The organism is Bradyrhizobium sp. DOA9 (assembly GCF_000617845.2).
In the GTDB taxonomy this organism is placed as follows: Bacteria; Pseudomonadota; Alphaproteobacteria; order Rhizobiales; family Xanthobacteraceae; genus Bradyrhizobium.
Window position 1 is genome coordinate 418,465 of sequence record NZ_DF820425.1, and the last position, 15,342, is coordinate 433,806.

The following is a 15,342-nucleotide window of genomic DNA, read 5'->3' on the forward strand; positions in this document are numbered from 1 at the left end:
CGGTGAGGAAACAACAAGACGAACTTAAGCGGCAGGGACTTCGGGTTTAATGGGCAAGATCACGGGTTTTCTGGAAATCGAACGGCACGACCGCAAGTACACCCCGGTCGCCGAGCGCGTGAAGCATTACAAGGAATTCGTCGTTCCGCTTTCCGAGAAGGAGGTGCGCGACCAGGCCGCGCGCTGCATGAATTGCGGCATTCCCTATTGCCACGGCACCGGCTCGGTCGCGCCGGGCACGCCGGGCTGCCCGGTCAACAACCAGATCCCCGACTGGAACGACCTCGTCTACCAGGGCAATTGGGAAGAGGCCTCGCGCAACCTGCACTCGACCAACAATTTCCCCGAGTTCACGGGGCGCATCTGTCCGGCGCCGTGCGAGGCGTCCTGCACGCTCAACATCGACGACAACCCCGTCACCATCAAGACCATCGAATGCGCGATCGTCGACCGCGCCTGGGACAATGGCTGGCTCAAGCCTGAAGTCGCCGCGGAGAAGACCGGCAAGAAGGTCGCGGTGATCGGCTCGGGCCCCGCCGGCATGGCCTGCGCGCAGCAGCTGGCGCGCGCCGGCCACGACGTCCACGTCTACGAGAAGTTCGCCAAGGCCGGCGGCCTGCTGCGCTACGGCATTCCCGACTTCAAGATGGAGAAGGGCGTCATCGACCGCCGCGTGGCGCAGATGGAAGCCGAAGGCGTCACCTTCCACTACAACAGCCATGTCGGCGCAGCCGGCAATGTCGATCCGCGCGAGCTGCTCAACGAGTACGACGCGGTGGCGCTGACCGGCGGCGCGGAAGCTCCGCGCGACCTGCCGATCCCTGGCCGCGAGCTCGCCGGCATCCACTACGCCATGGACTTCCTGCCGCAGCAGAACCGCCGCGTCTCCGAGGAGCCTCTCGGCGGCGTCCAGGAGATTTTGGCTGGCGGCAAGCACGTCGTCGTCATCGGCGGCGGCGACACCGGTTCTGACTGCATCGGCACCTCGCTGCGCCAGGGCGCGCTGTCGGTGACCCAGCTCGAGATCATGCCCGCGCCGCCCGAGCGCGAGAACAAGGCGCTGACCTGGCCGAACTGGCCGCTGAAGATGCGGACGTCATCGAGCCAGGCCGAAGGCGCGGTGCGCGAATATGCCGTGCTGACCCAGAAGTTCTCCGGCGAAAACGGCCAGGTCAAGAAGCTGCACTGCGTCCGCGTCGACGACAAGTTCAAGCCGATTGCCGGCACCGAGTTCGAGCTCGATGCCGAGCTCGTCCTGCTCGCAATGGGCTTCGTCCATCCTGTGCACGAGGGCCTGTTGAAGCTGCTCGCGGTCGACCTCGACCCGCGCGGCAACGTCAAGGCCAACACGCTTGACTACCAGACCTCGCGCCCCAACGTGTTCACCGCCGGCGACATGCGGCGTGGGCAATCGCTCGTGGTGTGGGCGATCCGCGAGGGCCGGCTGTGCGCGCGGTCGATCGATACGTTCCTGATGGGGAAGACGGATCTGCCAAGGTAGGCCTGGTCATTCCGGGGCGCGCCACTTGGCGCGAACCCGGAATCCATCGGGCCTCAGAGTTGATGGATTGATGGGTTCCGGGTTCGCGCTTCGCGCGCCCCGGAATGACGACAGAGAGGATGCGCTCGGCAGCAGGCTCGCTCAATTCTGCAGCCTCACCCCCAGCAACACCACCGTGCCCTGCGAGCTCGAGCCCGGCTGGTTCGAATCCAGGATGTCGTGGCGCAGCGTGCCCTTGACCCAGATGTTGCGGTTGAGCTTGTAGATCAGATTGCCTTCGAGCGAGTAGGTCTTGTCGTTGCGGTTTTGGCCCTGGTAGTCGAGCGTACCGTAGGTGAACTTGCCGACCGCGGTGAGCCAGCGGCGGAAGTCGTGGTCGACTTCGGCCGCATAGGTGCGCACCAGGACGCCGGATGAGCCGGGGACCGTGGTCTCCGAGATCTGCGTGTCGGTGAAGAACTTCACCGTGGTGAGGCCGCTGGCGCTCCAGATCAGCGAGCCCGTGGTGAGAAACCCTGCGAGCTGGCTGAGGCGCGGGTCGGTGTAGCTGCGCGCGGAATAGCCGACCGAGATCTCGCCGGTGAGGATGCGCGAGAACTCGAAGGACGAGCCGACCTTGGCGTAGCCGCCGTTGGAATCGCGGAAGTAGCCGTTGCGGTCGGCGGCCTGGTCGTGGACGCGCCTGTCGCCCTGGATTTCGACGAAGGGCTTCAGGCCGGGCTTGAGGTCGTAGGAGAAGCGACCGACGCCGCCATATTGGTTGAAGTTGCGGTCGTCGTTGCTGAAAGTCGAGCCGTCGGTGAGCTTGGAATCGGTGTAGGCGGTGCGGTCGATCGTGGCGCCGGCGGCGACCTGGAAGCGGTTGAAAGTCTGGTCGAAGCCGAGCGTCGTGCCGTAGGCGGCGTAGACCGGGTATTTCTGCAGGCCGGCCTGCACGTTGGGGCTGCCGGGGTTGTCGGTGGCAAGCCGCAGGCGCAGCTGCGAGGTCAGCTTGAGATCGCGGCTGACGTCGAGCCGGCCGTCGACATGGCCGTTGAAATCGGGACGGTTGGCCTCGACCGGCGACGGCGAGGCAACGCCGTTGATTGTCGCCGGCATGTCGTTGGTGTAGCCCGAGAACGAGCCGCGCAGATCGGCGACCAGCGCGTGGCGCTCCCAATCCGACACCACGAGCAGATCGGGCGCGACGACATAGGCGGGCGAGCCGACCGGCTTGTTGAGGCGCGTCGGATTGCTGTCGTAGCCGGCGGAGAGCTCGAGCCCGCCCTTGATCAGGAAGCTGCCGGCGTAGTCGCCGACCGCGCCGAACGGATCGTCATCGGCCCTGAGGCGGCGGCGCAGCGGCTGGCCGGGCGCATTGCCCGCCATCGCCGCCGGCACCGGCACCTTGTGCGCAGTCTCGGACGGCGGCGGTGCGATGCGCTGTGGTCCCAACGTCGTGGCCGGCTTTGCGGGTGGCGGCGGCGAGCCGGGACCGACGCGCTTCGGCTTCGGCTGGCCCGGATAGAGCTTGGGCTGCTGCCTCTTGCGGTTGAGCGAATCGTAGCCGGAGCCGCTCGCGCCGGTGGCGGCGGGCAGGCCATAGGTCGGGACCTGACCGACACGCGAGCTCGCCGGCGCCTGCTGGCGCTGACGCGAATCGGCGTTGGGGTCGGGCAGCTTCGGCAATGCGTCGGAGGGCGGCTGGGGCACGCCGGCGGTGCGGCGGGTCGGCAGTGTCTCGGGCGAGGCGAAGGCGCCACGGTTGGGATTGAACAGGTCGGGCGTCAGGCTCTGGGCGGCCGCGGGGCCGCTTGCGAGGGTAGTCAGCGCAAGACCCGGCACAAGGCACGGCAAAGCGGCGCGCAGGAAATGCGCGACAGTGCTCCGGCCCCTGCCTGGAGACGACCCCACGATGGAATTACCCCAACGAAATCAAGTACTTTCTCGATCATCCCCGCCGGCCGGCGGGAACCATCGTTAATGGAGTTAAAACAATTATGGTTAATGACCCGTTGAGGGCGTTGGGGCGCGCGTCGCCTCGCTGATCCGGGCGTGCTAAGCAGGCGCCAATGGGCGAACGCCCTTCTTCCCTGGACCAGATCATGCCGAGCTCGAATCCGCTGATGACCCAATCATCCGGCTCCATTCCCGATAGCGTCGAATCCGCGCTCCGCACCCTGGAGACGGAGAGCAGCGGCATCAACGCGCTCGCCGCCGCGCTGCGCGGCCCGCTGGGCGAGACGTTTGCGAAAGCGGTCGACCTGATCCGTAACGCCAAGGGCCGCGTCATCGTCACCGGCCTCGGCAAGTCGGGCCATATGGGCCGCAAGACCGCCGCGACCCTGGCCTCGACCGGCACGCCTTCCTTCTTCGTGCACGCCGCCGAAGCCGGTCATGGCGACCTCGGCATGATCACGCCCGACGACGTCATCCTGGCGCTGTCCTGGTCCGGCGAGCAGCCGGAGATGAAGAACCTCGTGAACTATTCGGCGCGGTTTGCGATCCCCATGATCGCGGTGACGTCGAACGCGTCGTCATCGCTCGGCCAGGCCGCCGATCTCGTGATCGAGCTGCCGAAGGCGCGCGAGGCCTGCCCGCACAATCTGGCGCCGACCACCTCGACGCTGATGCAGGCCGCGATCGGCGACGCGCTCGCGATCGCGCTGCTGGAGGGGCGCGGCTTCACGGCGCTGGAGTTCGCGCATTTCCACCCCGGCGGCAAGCTCGGCGCGATGCTGAAATTCGTCCGCGACTACATGCGCACCGGCGCGGAGATCCCGCTCAAGCCGCTCGGCACCGAGATGTCGGAAGCCGTGGTCGAGATGTCGGCCAAGGGGCTCGGCTGTGTCTGCATCGTCAACGCTGCGGGCGAGGCCGTCGGCATCATCACCGACGGCGATCTGCGCCGCCACATGCGGCCCGACCTGCTGACGGTGGCCGTCGACGAGATCATGACGAAGCAGCCCAAGACCGTGCCGCCCTCGATGCTCGCGACCGAGATGATCGAGGTGCTGAACACCCGCAAGATCACCTCGCTGCTGGTGACGGAAGCGAACAAGGTGGTGGGGATCGTGCACCTGCACGATCTGCTGCGCGCTGGGGTGGCGTAGTTCCTTCGCCTCTCCCCGCAAGCGGCGCGAGGGAGTCTACCGGGGAAACCGCGCCGCGTTCTGCTCCAGCGGCAAGCGCAGCCCGTTCGCCAGATACGACACCGTGCGATAGAAGCCGCACAGCAGCATGATTTCCAGGATCTGCGCCTCGTCGTAATGCGCCGAAAGCGCGGCGAACTCCTCGTCGTCAAGTGCCGCGCGATGATGCAGCGCATCGGCGGCTGCGATCAGCGCCTGCTCGGCCGGCGACCAAAGGGCTGAATTCGCGTCACCCAACACCGTCGCACGCACCTCCTCCGCGGTGAGCTTTGCCGGCCCGGCAAAGATCGCGACATGCACACCCCATTCGTATTCGCATCGGTTCAGCGCACAGGTGCGGTCGATGACGATCTCACGCTGGCGCAGCGACAGCGGCCCCGGATCGAGAAGCCCACCGGCGCGAAACTTGTCCCAGGCGCGGCCATGGCCCGCCATCACCCGGAACAGCATCAGCGGCGGCGCACCGCGCATGATGCGGTCGAACTGGGCCTGGATCTCCGGGGGAAAAGGCGGCGAGAGCGGGACGATGCGCGGTGGGGCCTCGGACATCGCAACAGACATGGACCGGCTCCTGTGCTACATTTATCGTAGCAATACGCTACATTATTTGTAGCAAGGCGCAAGAGGCGACGATGGCGAAACAGGCCGGCACGGCGACACGCAGCGTCCGCGGCTCGCGCAGCGGGCGGCCGATCATGGCATTGCTCGACCTGCTCGGCCGACGCTGGGCCTTGCGGATATTATGGGAGTTGCGCGAAGAGCCCCTCACCTCGCGCGCCCTGCGCAGCGCCTGCGACGAGGCTTCGCCCACGGTGCTGCAGGCCCGGCTGACCGAGCTGCGCGAGGCGGGCTTCGTGGAGTTGGGCGACGGCGGCGGTTACGGACTTACGCCGCTCGGGCGGGAATTGTGCGAGACTTTCATGCCGCTGCACAGGTTTGCGGAGCGGTGGAGAAGGTGAGACGCCTCTTACCCTCCCCTGGAGGGGGAGGGTCAACTCACATGTAGCGTAGCGAAATGTGAGACGGGGTGGAGTGACGGTGCATCCACATCCAACAGTGCCCGAGTGGAGAGATCACCCCACCCCGCTCGCGCTTCGCGCGATCGACCCTCCCCCTCCAGGGGGAGGGTAAGCGAGGGTAAGCGAAGAATCCTCACGCCACGGCGACCGTCAAATTCGCACCGTCCACCTGCACCACCTTCACCCGCGTGCCCGCGGGCGTATCGGGGCCTGCAACGCGCCACACCGTGTCGCCGATGCGCACGGTGCCGGTGCCGTCGATGATCGGCTTCTCCAGCGTGAACTCACGGCCGAGCAAGGCTTCGGTGCGCTTGTTGAGGAAGGGGCTGGCGCCGGCGTCCGGCTTCGGCCTGGCGAGACGGCGCCAGACCGGCACGGCAGCGGCGGCGAAGATCGCGAACATCACGAGCTGGATCTGCCAGGAGATCGCCGCCACGAACGAGATCAGGCCGACCAGCAGCGCAGCGAGCCCAAGCCAGAACAGGAAGATGCCCGGCGCCAGCACCTCCAGCGCCATCAGGATGAAGCCGAGGATCAGCCAGTTCCAGTTGCCGAGCGATACGAACATGTCGGTCATGACACGACCTCTATCAATTGGCGCAAGTCCTCATCGGAAGGTCATGCGCCACTATCCCTGCCGCGGCGGCACCGCCGGCGGCGTGCTGCCAGTCGTCGGTACCGAGCCGCCGCGACGGGCGGCGGTCGCCGCGGTCTCCCCGAACGTGGCCTTCGCAATTTCGCCGATCCCGGCGAGCGAGCCCAGCATGCTCATCGCTTCGACCGGAAGCATGATGACCTTCTGGTTCGGCGAGTCGGCCAGTTGCCCGAATGCCTTGATATATTTGTCGGCGATGAAATAGTTAAGCGCAGCGACATCGCCCTTGGCGATGGCATCGCTGACCATTTGCGTGGCCTTGGCCTCGGCTTCCGCCGACCGCTCGCGCGCCTCGGCGTCGCGGAAGGCGGCCTCACGGCGGCCTTCGGCCTGGAGGATCTGGCCCTGCTTGGCGCCCTCGGCGCGCAGGATCTCGGACTGGCGCTGGCCTTCGGCCGCGAGGATGTCGGCGCGCTTGACGCGCTCGGCCTTCATCTGCCGGCCCATCGCTTCGACGAGGTCGGCCGGCGGCACGATGTCCTTGATCTCGATACGGTTGACCTTGACGCCCCAGGGCGAGACCGCGGCGTCGACCACGCGGAGCAGTCGCTCGTTGATCTCGTCGCGGTGCGACAGCACCTGGTCGAGGTCCATCGAGCCCATCACCGAGCGGATGTTGGTCATGGTCAGGACCGTGATCGCCTGGTTGAGATTGGCGACCTCATAGCTCGCCTTCGCTGCATCGAACACCTGGTAGAAGGCCACGCCGTCCACCGTCACGGTGGCGTTGTCCTTGGTGATCACCTCCTGCTCGGGAATGTCGATCACCTGCTCCATCATGTTGATCTTGCGCCCGACGCGATCGAAATAGGGCACGATCAGATTGAGCCCGGGGCTCAGCGTCTGGGTGTATTTGCCGAACCGCTCGATGGTCCAGTCATAGCCCTGCGGCACCGTCTTCACGCCGGCGACCAGCGTGACGATGACGAGCAACACCAGAACAATCGCGAAAATGTCGAAGCCGCTCATATCTCCTCCAAGCCGGGAAAATGCCCCTTCCCGCGCTGTCATTGGTCGGGATCACGACCTTAGCGGTTCAGCGGTCGCGATTCACGTCGGTATCGGCGCAATTCTGCACAAGACGCACAGCAAGAGAACGGTCACGATATGTATTTGCGACAGGCTCTTGAAAGCGAGCGGGCGCAGACCTAGCCGGCCAACGTTAAGAATTGCGCCGTCACGACGGGCTATTCGATGACGTCATTCGCAATTGCAAGCAGGCCCGGGGCAAGCGTGACGCCGAGCGCCTTGGCCGTCTTCAGGTTGACCGTAAGCTCGAACTTGGTGGGGTTCTGCACCGGCAGGTCGGCCGGGCGCGCGCCCTTGAGGATGCGGTCGATGTAGCCCGCCGCGCGGCGGAGCTGCTCGGCGCTGTCGGTGCTGTAGGACATCAGCCCACCCTCGTCGACGAAGGTCCGGCTCCAGAACACCGCGGGCAGGCGCGCCCGTGCGATCGCCGAAAGCAGTTGCGCGCGGTTGGCCATGGTGAAGAAGTCCGGCAAGACCAGGATGGCGCCGTCTTGCCGGGAAGCCAGCGCCCCGGTCGAGACGACGTCATGGACGGGTGCGGGCTCGACCGTCAGGCGCAGCGTCCGTGCGGCGTCCTCGATCGTGCGCAGCATCAGGGGCGCGAACGGCGCGGTGGCTGGATTGTAGACGACGAACACGCGGCGAACGGGCGGGGTGACCTGGGTCAGCACCTCCAGCCATTTGCCGGCGAGCGGGCCGTCATAATCGGTGAAGCCGGTGATGTTGCCGCCGGGATGCGCGAGGTTTTCGGCAAAGCCCTGGCTGACGGGATCGGTGACCACGGCGAACACGATCGGGATCGTCGTGGTGCGCCGGCGCAGTTCTTCCACCGGGGGTGTGCCGACCGCAAGCAGGATGTCGGGCTTGAGCGCGATCAGCTCGTCGGCGAGCTGCGCGATCCGGGCGCGGTCGCCGCCACCGCTGCGCCAGTCGATCTTGAGATTGTCGGGCTCCTTCCAGCCCAGGCCGGCGAGCGCCTCGACCAGAATGGTGCTGCGCACCTGCCCGATCGCATCCTCGGCGGCCGTGACCGAGAGCACGCCGAGCCGGCGTGTTGCAGCCGGGTGCTGCGTCTGCACTGGGGCCGGCAGCGCCGCGAGCACCCCAAGAAGCGCCAGGCAGCGGCGGCGGTTCATGGGACGCCCATCAGATCCAGCCCTGAAGCTCGCGCAGCACCAGGGTGCGGATCACGTCCATGCCCGGTCCGCTGTCGTTGAGGCAGGGGATCGCGGAAAACTGCTCGCCGCCATTGTGCTTGAAGATCTCGGCGTTCTCCTGCGCGATCTCCTCCAGCGTCTCCAGGCAGTCGGCGGAAAAGCCCGGCGTGACCACCGCGATGCGGCGCACGCCTTCCTTGGCGAGCCGCTCCATGGTCTTGTCGGTATAGGGCTGCAGCCACTCGTCGTTGCCGAAGCGCGACTGGAAAGTCAGCAGCAGTTTGCTCTCGTCCATACCGAGCCGGCGGCGCAGCGCCTCGGTCGTCGCGATGCAGTGCTGCTGATAGGGATCGCCCTTGTCGACATAGGATTTCGGCATGCCGTGGAAAGACGCCACGATCAGCTCCGGCCTAAAGGACAGCGTCGCCAGATGCCCCTCGATCGAGACGGCGAGCGCCTCGATATAGGCCGCGTCATCATAATAGGGCGGCGTCACCCGCAGCGTCGGCTGGTTGCGCAGCTGCGCGAGCACGCGGAAGACTTCGTCGCAGACCGTCGCCGAGGTCGAGGCGGAATATTGCGGATAGAGCGGGACGGCCAGGATGCGCTCGCAGCCTTTCGCGATCAGCGCGTCGATGCCCGACTTGATCGAGGGATTGCCGTAGCGCATCGCCCACGCGACGACGACATTGTCGCGGTCCGACAGGGCGGCCGCGAGCTTGTCGCTTTGCGAGCGCGTGATGGTTTTCAGCGGCGATTCGTTCCGCTCATTGTTCCAGATCTTCTGGTAGTCGAGCGCCTTGGTGCGGGGACGGCTGCGCAGGATGATCCCGTTCAGCACCAGCTTCCAGATCAGGCCCTGGTCCTCGATGACGCGGGCGTCGCTGAGGAACTCCTTGAGGTAGACCCGCACGCCGGGGGCATCGGCCGTATCAGGCGTTCCGAGATTGATCAGGAGCACGCCGACACGCGGCAGGGCGGATCGGGTGGCCGGTTTCGCGGTCTCGAGGGGGACGACGCTGGTCATGGCTGGTTGGGTCGCGCGTTGGTCCGAACTTGTCAAGATGAGCCGGGGTTCGCTAGGGTCGCACCCAATCGGGGGAGAGGGGACGATGACGCTCGCGGAATGGTGTGTCTTCGGGGCGCTGCTGCTCTATCTGTCTACGATCGTCTCGGTCAAATGGATCAGGTTTCGCCGCTTCGACAATTCCCGGCCGCGTGATCCCGCCTTCTATGAGGACGCCCTGTCGCAGCGCGCGCTCGGCGCGCACCAGAACGGCATCGAGACGTTTCCGTTCTTCGCCTTCGCGGTGCTGCTCGCCGAATACAGGGAATCGCCGCAGCGGCTGATCGACGAACTCGCGGTGCTGTTTCTGATCGTGCGGATCGCCTATGTGCTGACCTATCTCGGCAACCGCCCGACGCTGCGCTCGATCCTCTGGAGCATCGGCTTTGCGATCAATCTCGGCATCTTCTTCATGCCGGCGTTGAAGCGGTTTCTCCCGGTGTGAGCGGGCCTCACGCCAGCAGATGCCGCTCGCGCGTCGCAATCAGCGCCCGCATCGATGCCGGGATCGTGACCGGACGATGGGTCTTCTGGTCCGTGTAGACCCACACGATCTCGCCGGTCACCAGCGCCTCAGTGCCGCCCTTCCGGAAGATGGCGAGCTCGAAGACGAGGCTCGAATTGCCGATCCGCGCCACGCGGGCGCCGACGTCGAGCTCCCAGTCGAACCTGACAGGCGCCTTGTACTCGATCAGCGATTTGACGACGTGGAAATCGATGCCGGTCGTCTTTGCGTCCGTATATTGGTCGTAGCCCAGCGCGCGAAAATACTCGGTGATGGTGGTGTCGAAATAAGTCAAATAATGCGCGTTGAAGACGACGCCCTGGCCGTCGATCTCGGAATAGCGCACCCGGAACGGATGAAAGAACCAGAAGTTTTCGCGCGACATCCAATCCCCCGACTGAGATATTTCAGGCTCGTCATTGCGAGGAGCCCTTGCGACGAAGCAATGACGGAGCAAGGCGCTCGACCGTCTTGCTCAATGAGCGCCGCGAAGCGCAGATACGACCTCAAAAACACGTGGTCCGTTCGGCGGCGATGTAGCCGAACAACAGGCCGACGCCGAACAGCAGGACCAGACCCGCGGCGCCGAACTCGATGCCGCGCATGAACAGCGCGCCGCCGCCGTCGCGCCCGGCGCTGAGGCGGGCGGCGATGTCCTTGGCGGAGACGGCGACGACGGCGATGGCCGCCACCGTGATCGCGGTGCCCAATCCCATCAGGAAGGTCGCGGCGACGCCGGCCCAGAACAGGCCCTGCGCGAGCGCGAACACCAGGACCAGGATGGCCCCCGAGCAGGGCCGGATGCCGACGGTCAGGATCGCGGCGAAGCCGCGCCGCCAGCCGCCGGGGCCCGCGAGCTCGCTTGGCGTGGGTCCGTGCGAATGGCCGCAATGCTCGTCATGAACGTGGTCGTGCCCGTGGTGATGGTGAGCGTGGCCGTGGCCATGGTGGTGATCATGGCCGTGATCGTGGTGATGATGATCGTGCGCATCATGATGGTGATGGCCATGGTCGTGCGGCACGCCCGCCATCGCCGGCACCGGCTGGGCGGCCTGGAGTGCGCCGATGAAGGTGCGGCCCTTGACCCAGACCAGGCGCAGGCCGAACAGCGCGATCATGGCGTAGCTCGCGATCTCGATCACCCCTTCCGCCTTGCACATCGTCTTCGCCGTCGCATTCAGCACCCAGGCCGAGATGCCGACGATGAGGATCGCGACCAGCGACTGCATCAGGGCCGAGGCAAAGGACAGCGCGATGCCGCGCCGCGCCGTCTCGCGATTGGCGACCAGATAGGAGGCGATCACCGCCTTGCCGTGGCCGGGACCGGCGGCGTGGAAGATGCCGTAGGCGAATGAGATGAACAGCAGCGTCCACACCGCCGAGCCGTCGGACTTCGCGGCGCGGATAGTTGCCGACATCTGGCGATAGAATTCCGACTGTTTTGCCAGGAGCCAGCCGATCAGGCCGCTTGCTTCAGGCTCGGCCGCCTGCGCCGGTCGCGGCGCGCCGAACGGGTTTTGCGCGAGGAGATCATGAAGCGCGGCGTCAGTCACGCCCACGACAAGCAGCACGGCGGCACAGGCGAGCAGCCCGCGCGCGAGCGGAGAGAGTTGCGGCTTCAAGGGCAATCCACCGTGATCTTGTTGGCGAACATCATGCCGAAATTCGAGTTCTCGCCGTTCAGGAAGGTCTGCTCGTTCAGCTTCTGCGCGCTCGCGGTGCCGTCGTTCGGCCGTTCCAGCTTCATCTGGCAGCCCGCGGGCGCACCGACCAGCTTGACCGGATTGTCCTTGGCCATCTGGAAGTCGATGAAGAAGGAGCGGTCGAACACTTCGAGCACCAGCTGCCTGGGCTTGACCGGGTTCTTCAGCGGCAAGGTGAAGTGCAGGGTCAGCACCGTGTCCTTGTAGTCGAGGAAATAGTCGACCGGCTCCTGGAATCGCTCCTTCTTGCCGTCAGCTCGCGCAAAGGTGAAGTAGGCGTATTCCTTCAGCGACTCGACATTGGTCTGCGCCAGCGGCTTGAGCTCCTCGCTGGTATAGGCGCCCTTGCTCTTGCTCTCGAGCCCCTGCACCGCATAGGCCGAGAACATGTCATCGAAGGTCCAGACGTGGCGGACGCCGGTGATGCTGCCGTCGGCTGCGTAGAGCAATTCGCTGGTCGCGGTGATCCAGACATGCGGATGCGCGCGTGCCGCGCCCGCCGCCAGCGTCATCGCGGCGGCGAGCAGGAATCCGAACAGGCGGCGCATGCCCATCATGCCGCCTTGGCGTCTTCGAGCAGGCCGCGGCGGCGCAGCAGCGCATCCGGCTCCGGCGGGCGGCCACGGAAGGCCTCGTAGGCGGCTTCGGGATCGACCGACCCGCCGCTCGAGTAGATGTCGTCGTGCAGACGCTTGGCCACGGCAGGATCGAAGATGTCGCCGGCCTCCTCGAACGCGCCGAAGGCGTCGGCGTCCATCACCTCCGACCACATGTAGCTGTAATAGCCGGCGGCATAGTGGTCGCCGGTGAAGATGTGGCCGAACTGCGTCGGACGGTGGCGCAGCGCGATCTCCTCGGGCATGCCGATCTTCTCCAGTTCCTTCTTCTCGAAGGCGCGCACGTCCTCCGCGGCCGACGCCGGCTGGGTGTGGAATTCGAGGTCAACCAGCGCCGAGGAGACGAACTCGACCGTGGCAAAGCCCTGGTTGAATTTTCGCGCGGCGAGGAAGCGTTGCAACAGGTCGTCCGGCAGCGGCTCGCCGGTCTGGTAGTGGCGGGCGAACTTCTGCAGCACCTCGGGGCGCTCCTGCCAGTGCTCGTAGAGCTGGGAGGGCAGCTCGACGAAATCGGTGAACACGGAGGTGCCCGACAACGAGGGATAGGTCACGTTGGAGAGCATGCCGTGCAGACCGTGGCCGAACTCGTGGAACAGGGTGCGGGCATCGTCGGGCGACAGCAGCGCCGGCTCGCCGCCGGCGCCCTTGGCGAAATTGCAGATGTTGAGAACCAGCGGCGCGACGTCGCCGTCGAGCTTCTGCTGGTCGCGCAGCGAGGTCATCCAGGCGCCGGAGCGCTTCGACGGCCGGGCGAAGTAGTCGCCATAGAACAGCGCCTTGTGCTTGCCGTCCGGCCCCTTCATCTCCCAGACCCGGACGTCGGGATGCCAGACCGGAATGTCCTTGCGCTCCTCGAAGGTGACGCCGAACAGGCGCGTGGCGCAGTCGAAGGCGGCGGCGATCATGTTGTCGAGGCCGAGATACGGCTTGATCGCGGAATCATCGAAATTGGCGCGCTGCAGACGCAGCTTCTCGGCGTAGAAGCGCCAGTCCCAGGGGGCGAGCTTGAAATTGCCGCCCTCTTCCGTGATCAGCGCCTGCATCTCGTCGCGGTCGGCGAGCGCGCGGGCCCGGGCCGGCTTCCAGACCCGCTCGAGCAGGCCGCGCACCGCGTCCGGCGTCTTGGCCATGGAATCCTCGAGCCGGTAGGCGGCATAGGTCTGATAGCCCAGGAGCCTGGCGCTCTCCTCGCGCAGCTTCAGGATCTCGACGATGGTCGCGTTGTTGTCATTGGCGTTGCCGTTGTCGCCGCGCGCGATGAAGGCCTTGTAGACCTTCTCGCGGAGGTCGCGCCGGGCGGAGCTCTTCAGGAACGTCTCGACCGAGGAGCGCGACAGCGTGACGATGGCCTTGCCTGCCATGTCGCGCTCTTCCGCCGCAGCCTTGGCGCTGGCGACGAAGCTCTCAGGCAGGCCCTGGCGGTCGCCCTCCCCGAGCTCCAGGAACCAGTCCTGCTCGTCGCCGAGCAGATGGTGGCTGAAGCCGGTGCCGAGCTGGGCCAGCCGTTCGTTGATCTCGGCCATCCGGGTCTTGGCCTCTTCGGAGAGGCCGGCGCCGGCGCGATGGAAGCGGGTGTAGGTGCGCTCCAAGAGGCGGAGCTGCTCGGTCGTGAGACCGAGACCCGCGCGGTTCTCGTGCAGATGGGCGATGCGGCCGAACAGCACGGCGTTCATCATGATCGGATTCCAGTGCCGCGCCATCCGCAAGGAGACCTCCTTGTCGATCTCCAGGATGGCCGGGTTGGAATGCGCCGAGACGAGGTCGTAGAACACCGCCGCGACCTTGCTCAAGAGCTTGCCGGAGCGCTCCAGCGCCGTGATGGTGTTGGCGAAGTCGGGCGCGGCCGGATCGTTGGTGATCGCCGCGATCTCGGCGGAATGGTCGGCAAAGGCCTGCTCGAAGGCCGGCAGGAAGTGCTCCGGCCTGATCTCGTCGAAGGGCGGGGTCGCGAACGGCGTCACCCAGGCCTTCAGCAGCGGATTGGTCTCGGCGTCCGTAGTTTGGCGGGTTTCTGACATCACAAGTCCCGAATTTCATGGCTCGATCGTTGCGGCCAGCTATAGCACGCGTGGGGCTTTTTTGGGCCGTTTGCCCTTGCCCCCGGCCGCCTTTTCGGGGAGATTGCGGCCCTCGAAGCCAGGATCCCCTGAAGCCATGAACGCGTCTTCGTCATCGTCCCGCCAGATCGTCTGGCCCAGCGTCATCACCGTCATCAGCGCCGCCATCCTGATCGGCGCGGAGGTGTTCGGCGCGGCCTTTGCCGGCGGCTGGGCGCTCGCGATCCTGTTCGGGCTCGGCGATCAGGGCGCCCACATCCTGCAGGCCGTGCTGTTCGCACTCGGCGTGCTCGTGATGACTGCTTTCATCCGCGGCGCTCAGCGCATCGAGCCCTTCACCAAGCGCCGCTGACGCTTCGCGCGCGTGGGCAACACGCGCAGCTCGGCGAAAACTTAACGCGCGTTCATCTTCCGCGTCGCTCGCGCAACAGCGCGCAAGCAGATGTTAGGCAATTCTGTTCTCAGCCTAAAAAAATTCTTGCGAACCAGAGTCAAAACGCTTATGTGCGGACTTGCCCAATTTCGCACGTGCCTGTGGTCGTGTGTCAGTCGGTAGGTATCCGGACAAGAGGCCGGACAGCCGCCAAGGGGTGAAGAAGCCGAGGGGCTCTTCGGAAGTGCGGAAGTCGGAAGACTGAGGTCGCAAGACCGCAAAGTCGGACGACGAAGCAAACCCGGAGCGCCCAGCATCTCTCTCAAAGAGATGCCATGTCGAAGGTGACTTCGCCCTTTGCAACCGTGACTGGCAGCCGGAGGCGAACCGGCGCACCCCGCTCTCAACGGGGGACGCGACTTAAAGCAACGACGGATCGGGCTTTTTTGGTCTCTACCGGCAGTCCAACGCCGGCGCGGGCTACTGAAAAGGCTTGTCCTTCATTGCCAGGTGAGCGGGCGGGAAACTC

General features: G+C 65.8%; 15 protein-coding genes. 5 read left to right on the forward strand and 10 right to left on the reverse strand.

The window, feature by feature from the left end; all coding sequences use genetic code 11:
* Nucleotides 1-49: 49 nt before the first annotated feature.
* Entirely contained in the window at nt 50-1,501 is a 1,452-nt protein-coding gene (locus BDOA9_RS01850) for a glutamate synthase subunit beta (protein WP_025032247.1), read from the forward strand.
* A gap of 141 nt (nt 1,502-1,642) precedes the next feature.
* Here the strand turns inward: BDOA9_RS01850 and BDOA9_RS01855 are convergent, their stop codons facing one another.
* Entirely contained in the window at nt 1,643-3,394 is a 1,752-nt protein-coding gene (locus BDOA9_RS01855) for an outer membrane beta-barrel protein (RefSeq protein ID WP_025032248.1), read from the reverse strand.
* Between the two features lie 191 nt (nt 3,395-3,585).
* Here BDOA9_RS01855 and BDOA9_RS01860 point away from each other — a divergent pair, with 191 nt between their 5' ends.
* Complete coding sequence (locus BDOA9_RS01860; RefSeq protein WP_025032249.1) at nt 3,586-4,593, forward strand: KpsF/GutQ family sugar-phosphate isomerase; 1,008 nt, start codon at nt 3,586-3,588, stop codon at nt 4,591-4,593.
* A gap of 36 nt (nt 4,594-4,629) precedes the next feature.
* Here the strand turns inward: BDOA9_RS01860 and BDOA9_RS01865 are convergent, their stop codons facing one another.
* Nucleotides 4,630-5,181 (reverse strand): carboxymuconolactone decarboxylase family protein, encoded by a 552-nt coding sequence (locus BDOA9_RS01865; RefSeq protein WP_025032250.1) that lies wholly within the window; start codon nt 5,179-5,181, stop codon nt 4,630-4,632.
* An 83-nt stretch (nt 5,182-5,264) separates the two neighbouring features.
* Here BDOA9_RS01865 and BDOA9_RS01870 point away from each other — a divergent pair, with 83 nt between their 5' ends.
* Entirely contained in the window at nt 5,265-5,591 is a 327-nt protein-coding gene (locus tag BDOA9_RS01870; RefSeq protein WP_025032251.1) for a winged helix-turn-helix transcriptional regulator, read from the forward strand.
* A gap of 193 nt (nt 5,592-5,784) precedes the next feature.
* On the opposite strand, the gene BDOA9_RS01875 is transcribed toward BDOA9_RS01870, so the two are convergent.
* From BDOA9_RS01875 to hemH, 4 genes are all read right to left on the reverse strand, one after another.
* The gene (locus BDOA9_RS01875) at nt 5,785-6,228 is read right to left on the reverse strand and encodes an NfeD family protein (RefSeq protein ID WP_025032252.1); all 444 of its coding nucleotides are present in this window, start codon (nt 6,226-6,228) and stop codon (nt 5,785-5,787) included.
* A gap of 51 nt (nt 6,229-6,279) precedes the next feature.
* Nucleotides 6,280-7,275 carry an SPFH domain-containing protein gene (locus tag BDOA9_RS01880; protein WP_025032253.1) on the reverse strand — a complete coding sequence of 332 codons (996 nt, stop codon included), beginning with the start codon at nt 7,273-7,275 and terminating at the stop codon, nt 6,280-6,282.
* 218 nt (nt 7,276-7,493) lie between these two features.
* Nucleotides 7,494-8,471 carry an ABC transporter substrate-binding protein gene (locus tag BDOA9_RS01885; RefSeq protein WP_025032254.1) on the reverse strand — a complete coding sequence of 326 codons (978 nt, stop codon included), beginning with the start codon at nt 8,469-8,471 and terminating at the stop codon, nt 7,494-7,496.
* A 10-nt stretch (nt 8,472-8,481) separates the two neighbouring features.
* Nucleotides 8,482-9,519, reverse strand: coding sequence for a ferrochelatase (gene hemH / locus BDOA9_RS01890; protein ID WP_025032255.1), 1,038 nt, complete (start codon nt 9,517-9,519; stop codon nt 8,482-8,484).
* Nucleotides 9,520-9,604: 85 nt separating this feature from the next.
* Here hemH and BDOA9_RS01895 point away from each other — a divergent pair, with 85 nt between their 5' ends.
* Complete coding sequence (locus tag BDOA9_RS01895) at nt 9,605-10,003, forward strand: MAPEG family protein (protein WP_025032256.1); 399 nt, start codon at nt 9,605-9,607, stop codon at nt 10,001-10,003.
* 7 nt (nt 10,004-10,010) lie between these two features.
* On the opposite strand, the gene BDOA9_RS01900 is transcribed toward BDOA9_RS01895, so the two are convergent.
* The 4 genes from BDOA9_RS01900 to BDOA9_RS01915 all read right to left on the reverse strand — a co-directional run bounded on the left by BDOA9_RS01900 (nt 10,011) and on the right by BDOA9_RS01915 (nt 14,401).
* Nucleotides 10,011-10,448 (reverse strand): acyl-CoA thioesterase, encoded by a 438-nt coding sequence (locus BDOA9_RS01900; protein ID WP_025032257.1) that lies wholly within the window; start codon nt 10,446-10,448, stop codon nt 10,011-10,013.
* Between the two features lie 121 nt (nt 10,449-10,569).
* Nucleotides 10,570-11,685 (reverse strand): nickel/cobalt transporter, encoded by a 1,116-nt coding sequence (locus BDOA9_RS01905; RefSeq protein WP_025032258.1) that lies wholly within the window; start codon nt 11,683-11,685, stop codon nt 10,570-10,572.
* Nucleotides 11,682-12,320 (reverse strand): DUF1007 family protein, encoded by a 639-nt coding sequence (locus BDOA9_RS01910; RefSeq protein WP_025032259.1) that lies wholly within the window; start codon nt 12,318-12,320, stop codon nt 11,682-11,684. The genes BDOA9_RS01905 and BDOA9_RS01910 overlap by 4 nt, the downstream gene beginning before the upstream one ends.
* A complete protein-coding gene (locus tag BDOA9_RS01915; protein WP_025032260.1) occupies nt 12,320-14,401 on the reverse strand; it encodes a M3 family metallopeptidase in 2,082 nt (693 codons plus the stop codon). The genes BDOA9_RS01910 and BDOA9_RS01915 overlap by 1 nt, the downstream gene beginning before the upstream one ends.
* Nucleotides 14,402-14,537: 136 nt before the next feature.
* Between BDOA9_RS01915 and BDOA9_RS01920 the strand changes: the two genes are divergently transcribed.
* Nucleotides 14,538-14,792: a hypothetical protein gene (locus BDOA9_RS01920; protein ID WP_025032261.1), complete on the forward strand. Its 255-nt coding sequence runs from the start codon at nt 14,538-14,540 to the stop codon at nt 14,790-14,792.
* Nucleotides 14,793-15,342 lie beyond the last annotated feature (550 nt).

Bases quoted from the DNA above. Each gene is read 5' to 3' on its own strand.
- BDOA9_RS01850 (WP_025032247.1), top strand. From the start codon at position 50: ATGGGCAAGATCACGGGTTTTCTGGAAATCGAACGGCACGACCGCAAG.
- BDOA9_RS01860 (WP_025032249.1), top strand. From the start codon at position 3,586: ATGCCGAGCTCGAATCCGCTGATGACCCAATCATCCGGCTCCATTCCC.
- BDOA9_RS01865 (WP_025032250.1), bottom strand. From the start codon at position 5,181: ATGTCCGAGGCCCCACCGCGCATCGTCCCGCTCTCGCCGCCTTTTCCC.
- BDOA9_RS01870 (WP_025032251.1), top strand. From the start codon at position 5,265: ATGGCGAAACAGGCCGGCACGGCGACACGCAGCGTCCGCGGCTCGCGC.
- BDOA9_RS01875 (WP_025032252.1), bottom strand. From the start codon at position 6,228: ATGACCGACATGTTCGTATCGCTCGGCAACTGGAACTGGCTGATCCTC.
- BDOA9_RS01880 (WP_025032253.1), bottom strand. From the start codon at position 7,275: ATGAGCGGCTTCGACATTTTCGCGATTGTTCTGGTGTTGCTCGTCATC.
- BDOA9_RS01885 (WP_025032254.1), bottom strand. From the start codon at position 8,471: ATGAACCGCCGCCGCTGCCTGGCGCTTCTTGGGGTGCTCGCGGCGCTG.
- hemH (WP_025032255.1), bottom strand. From the start codon at position 9,519: ATGACCAGCGTCGTCCCCCTCGAGACCGCGAAACCGGCCACCCGATCC.
- BDOA9_RS01895 (WP_025032256.1), top strand. From the start codon at position 9,605: ATGACGCTCGCGGAATGGTGTGTCTTCGGGGCGCTGCTGCTCTATCTG.
- BDOA9_RS01900 (WP_025032257.1), bottom strand. From the start codon at position 10,448: ATGTCGCGCGAAAACTTCTGGTTCTTTCATCCGTTCCGGGTGCGCTAT.
- BDOA9_RS01910 (WP_025032259.1), bottom strand. From the start codon at position 12,320: ATGGGCATGCGCCGCCTGTTCGGATTCCTGCTCGCCGCCGCGATGACG.
- BDOA9_RS01915 (WP_025032260.1), bottom strand. From the start codon at position 14,401: ATGTCAGAAACCCGCCAAACTACGGACGCCGAGACCAATCCGCTGCTG.
- BDOA9_RS01920 (WP_025032261.1), top strand. From the start codon at position 14,538: ATGAACGCGTCTTCGTCATCGTCCCGCCAGATCGTCTGGCCCAGCGTC.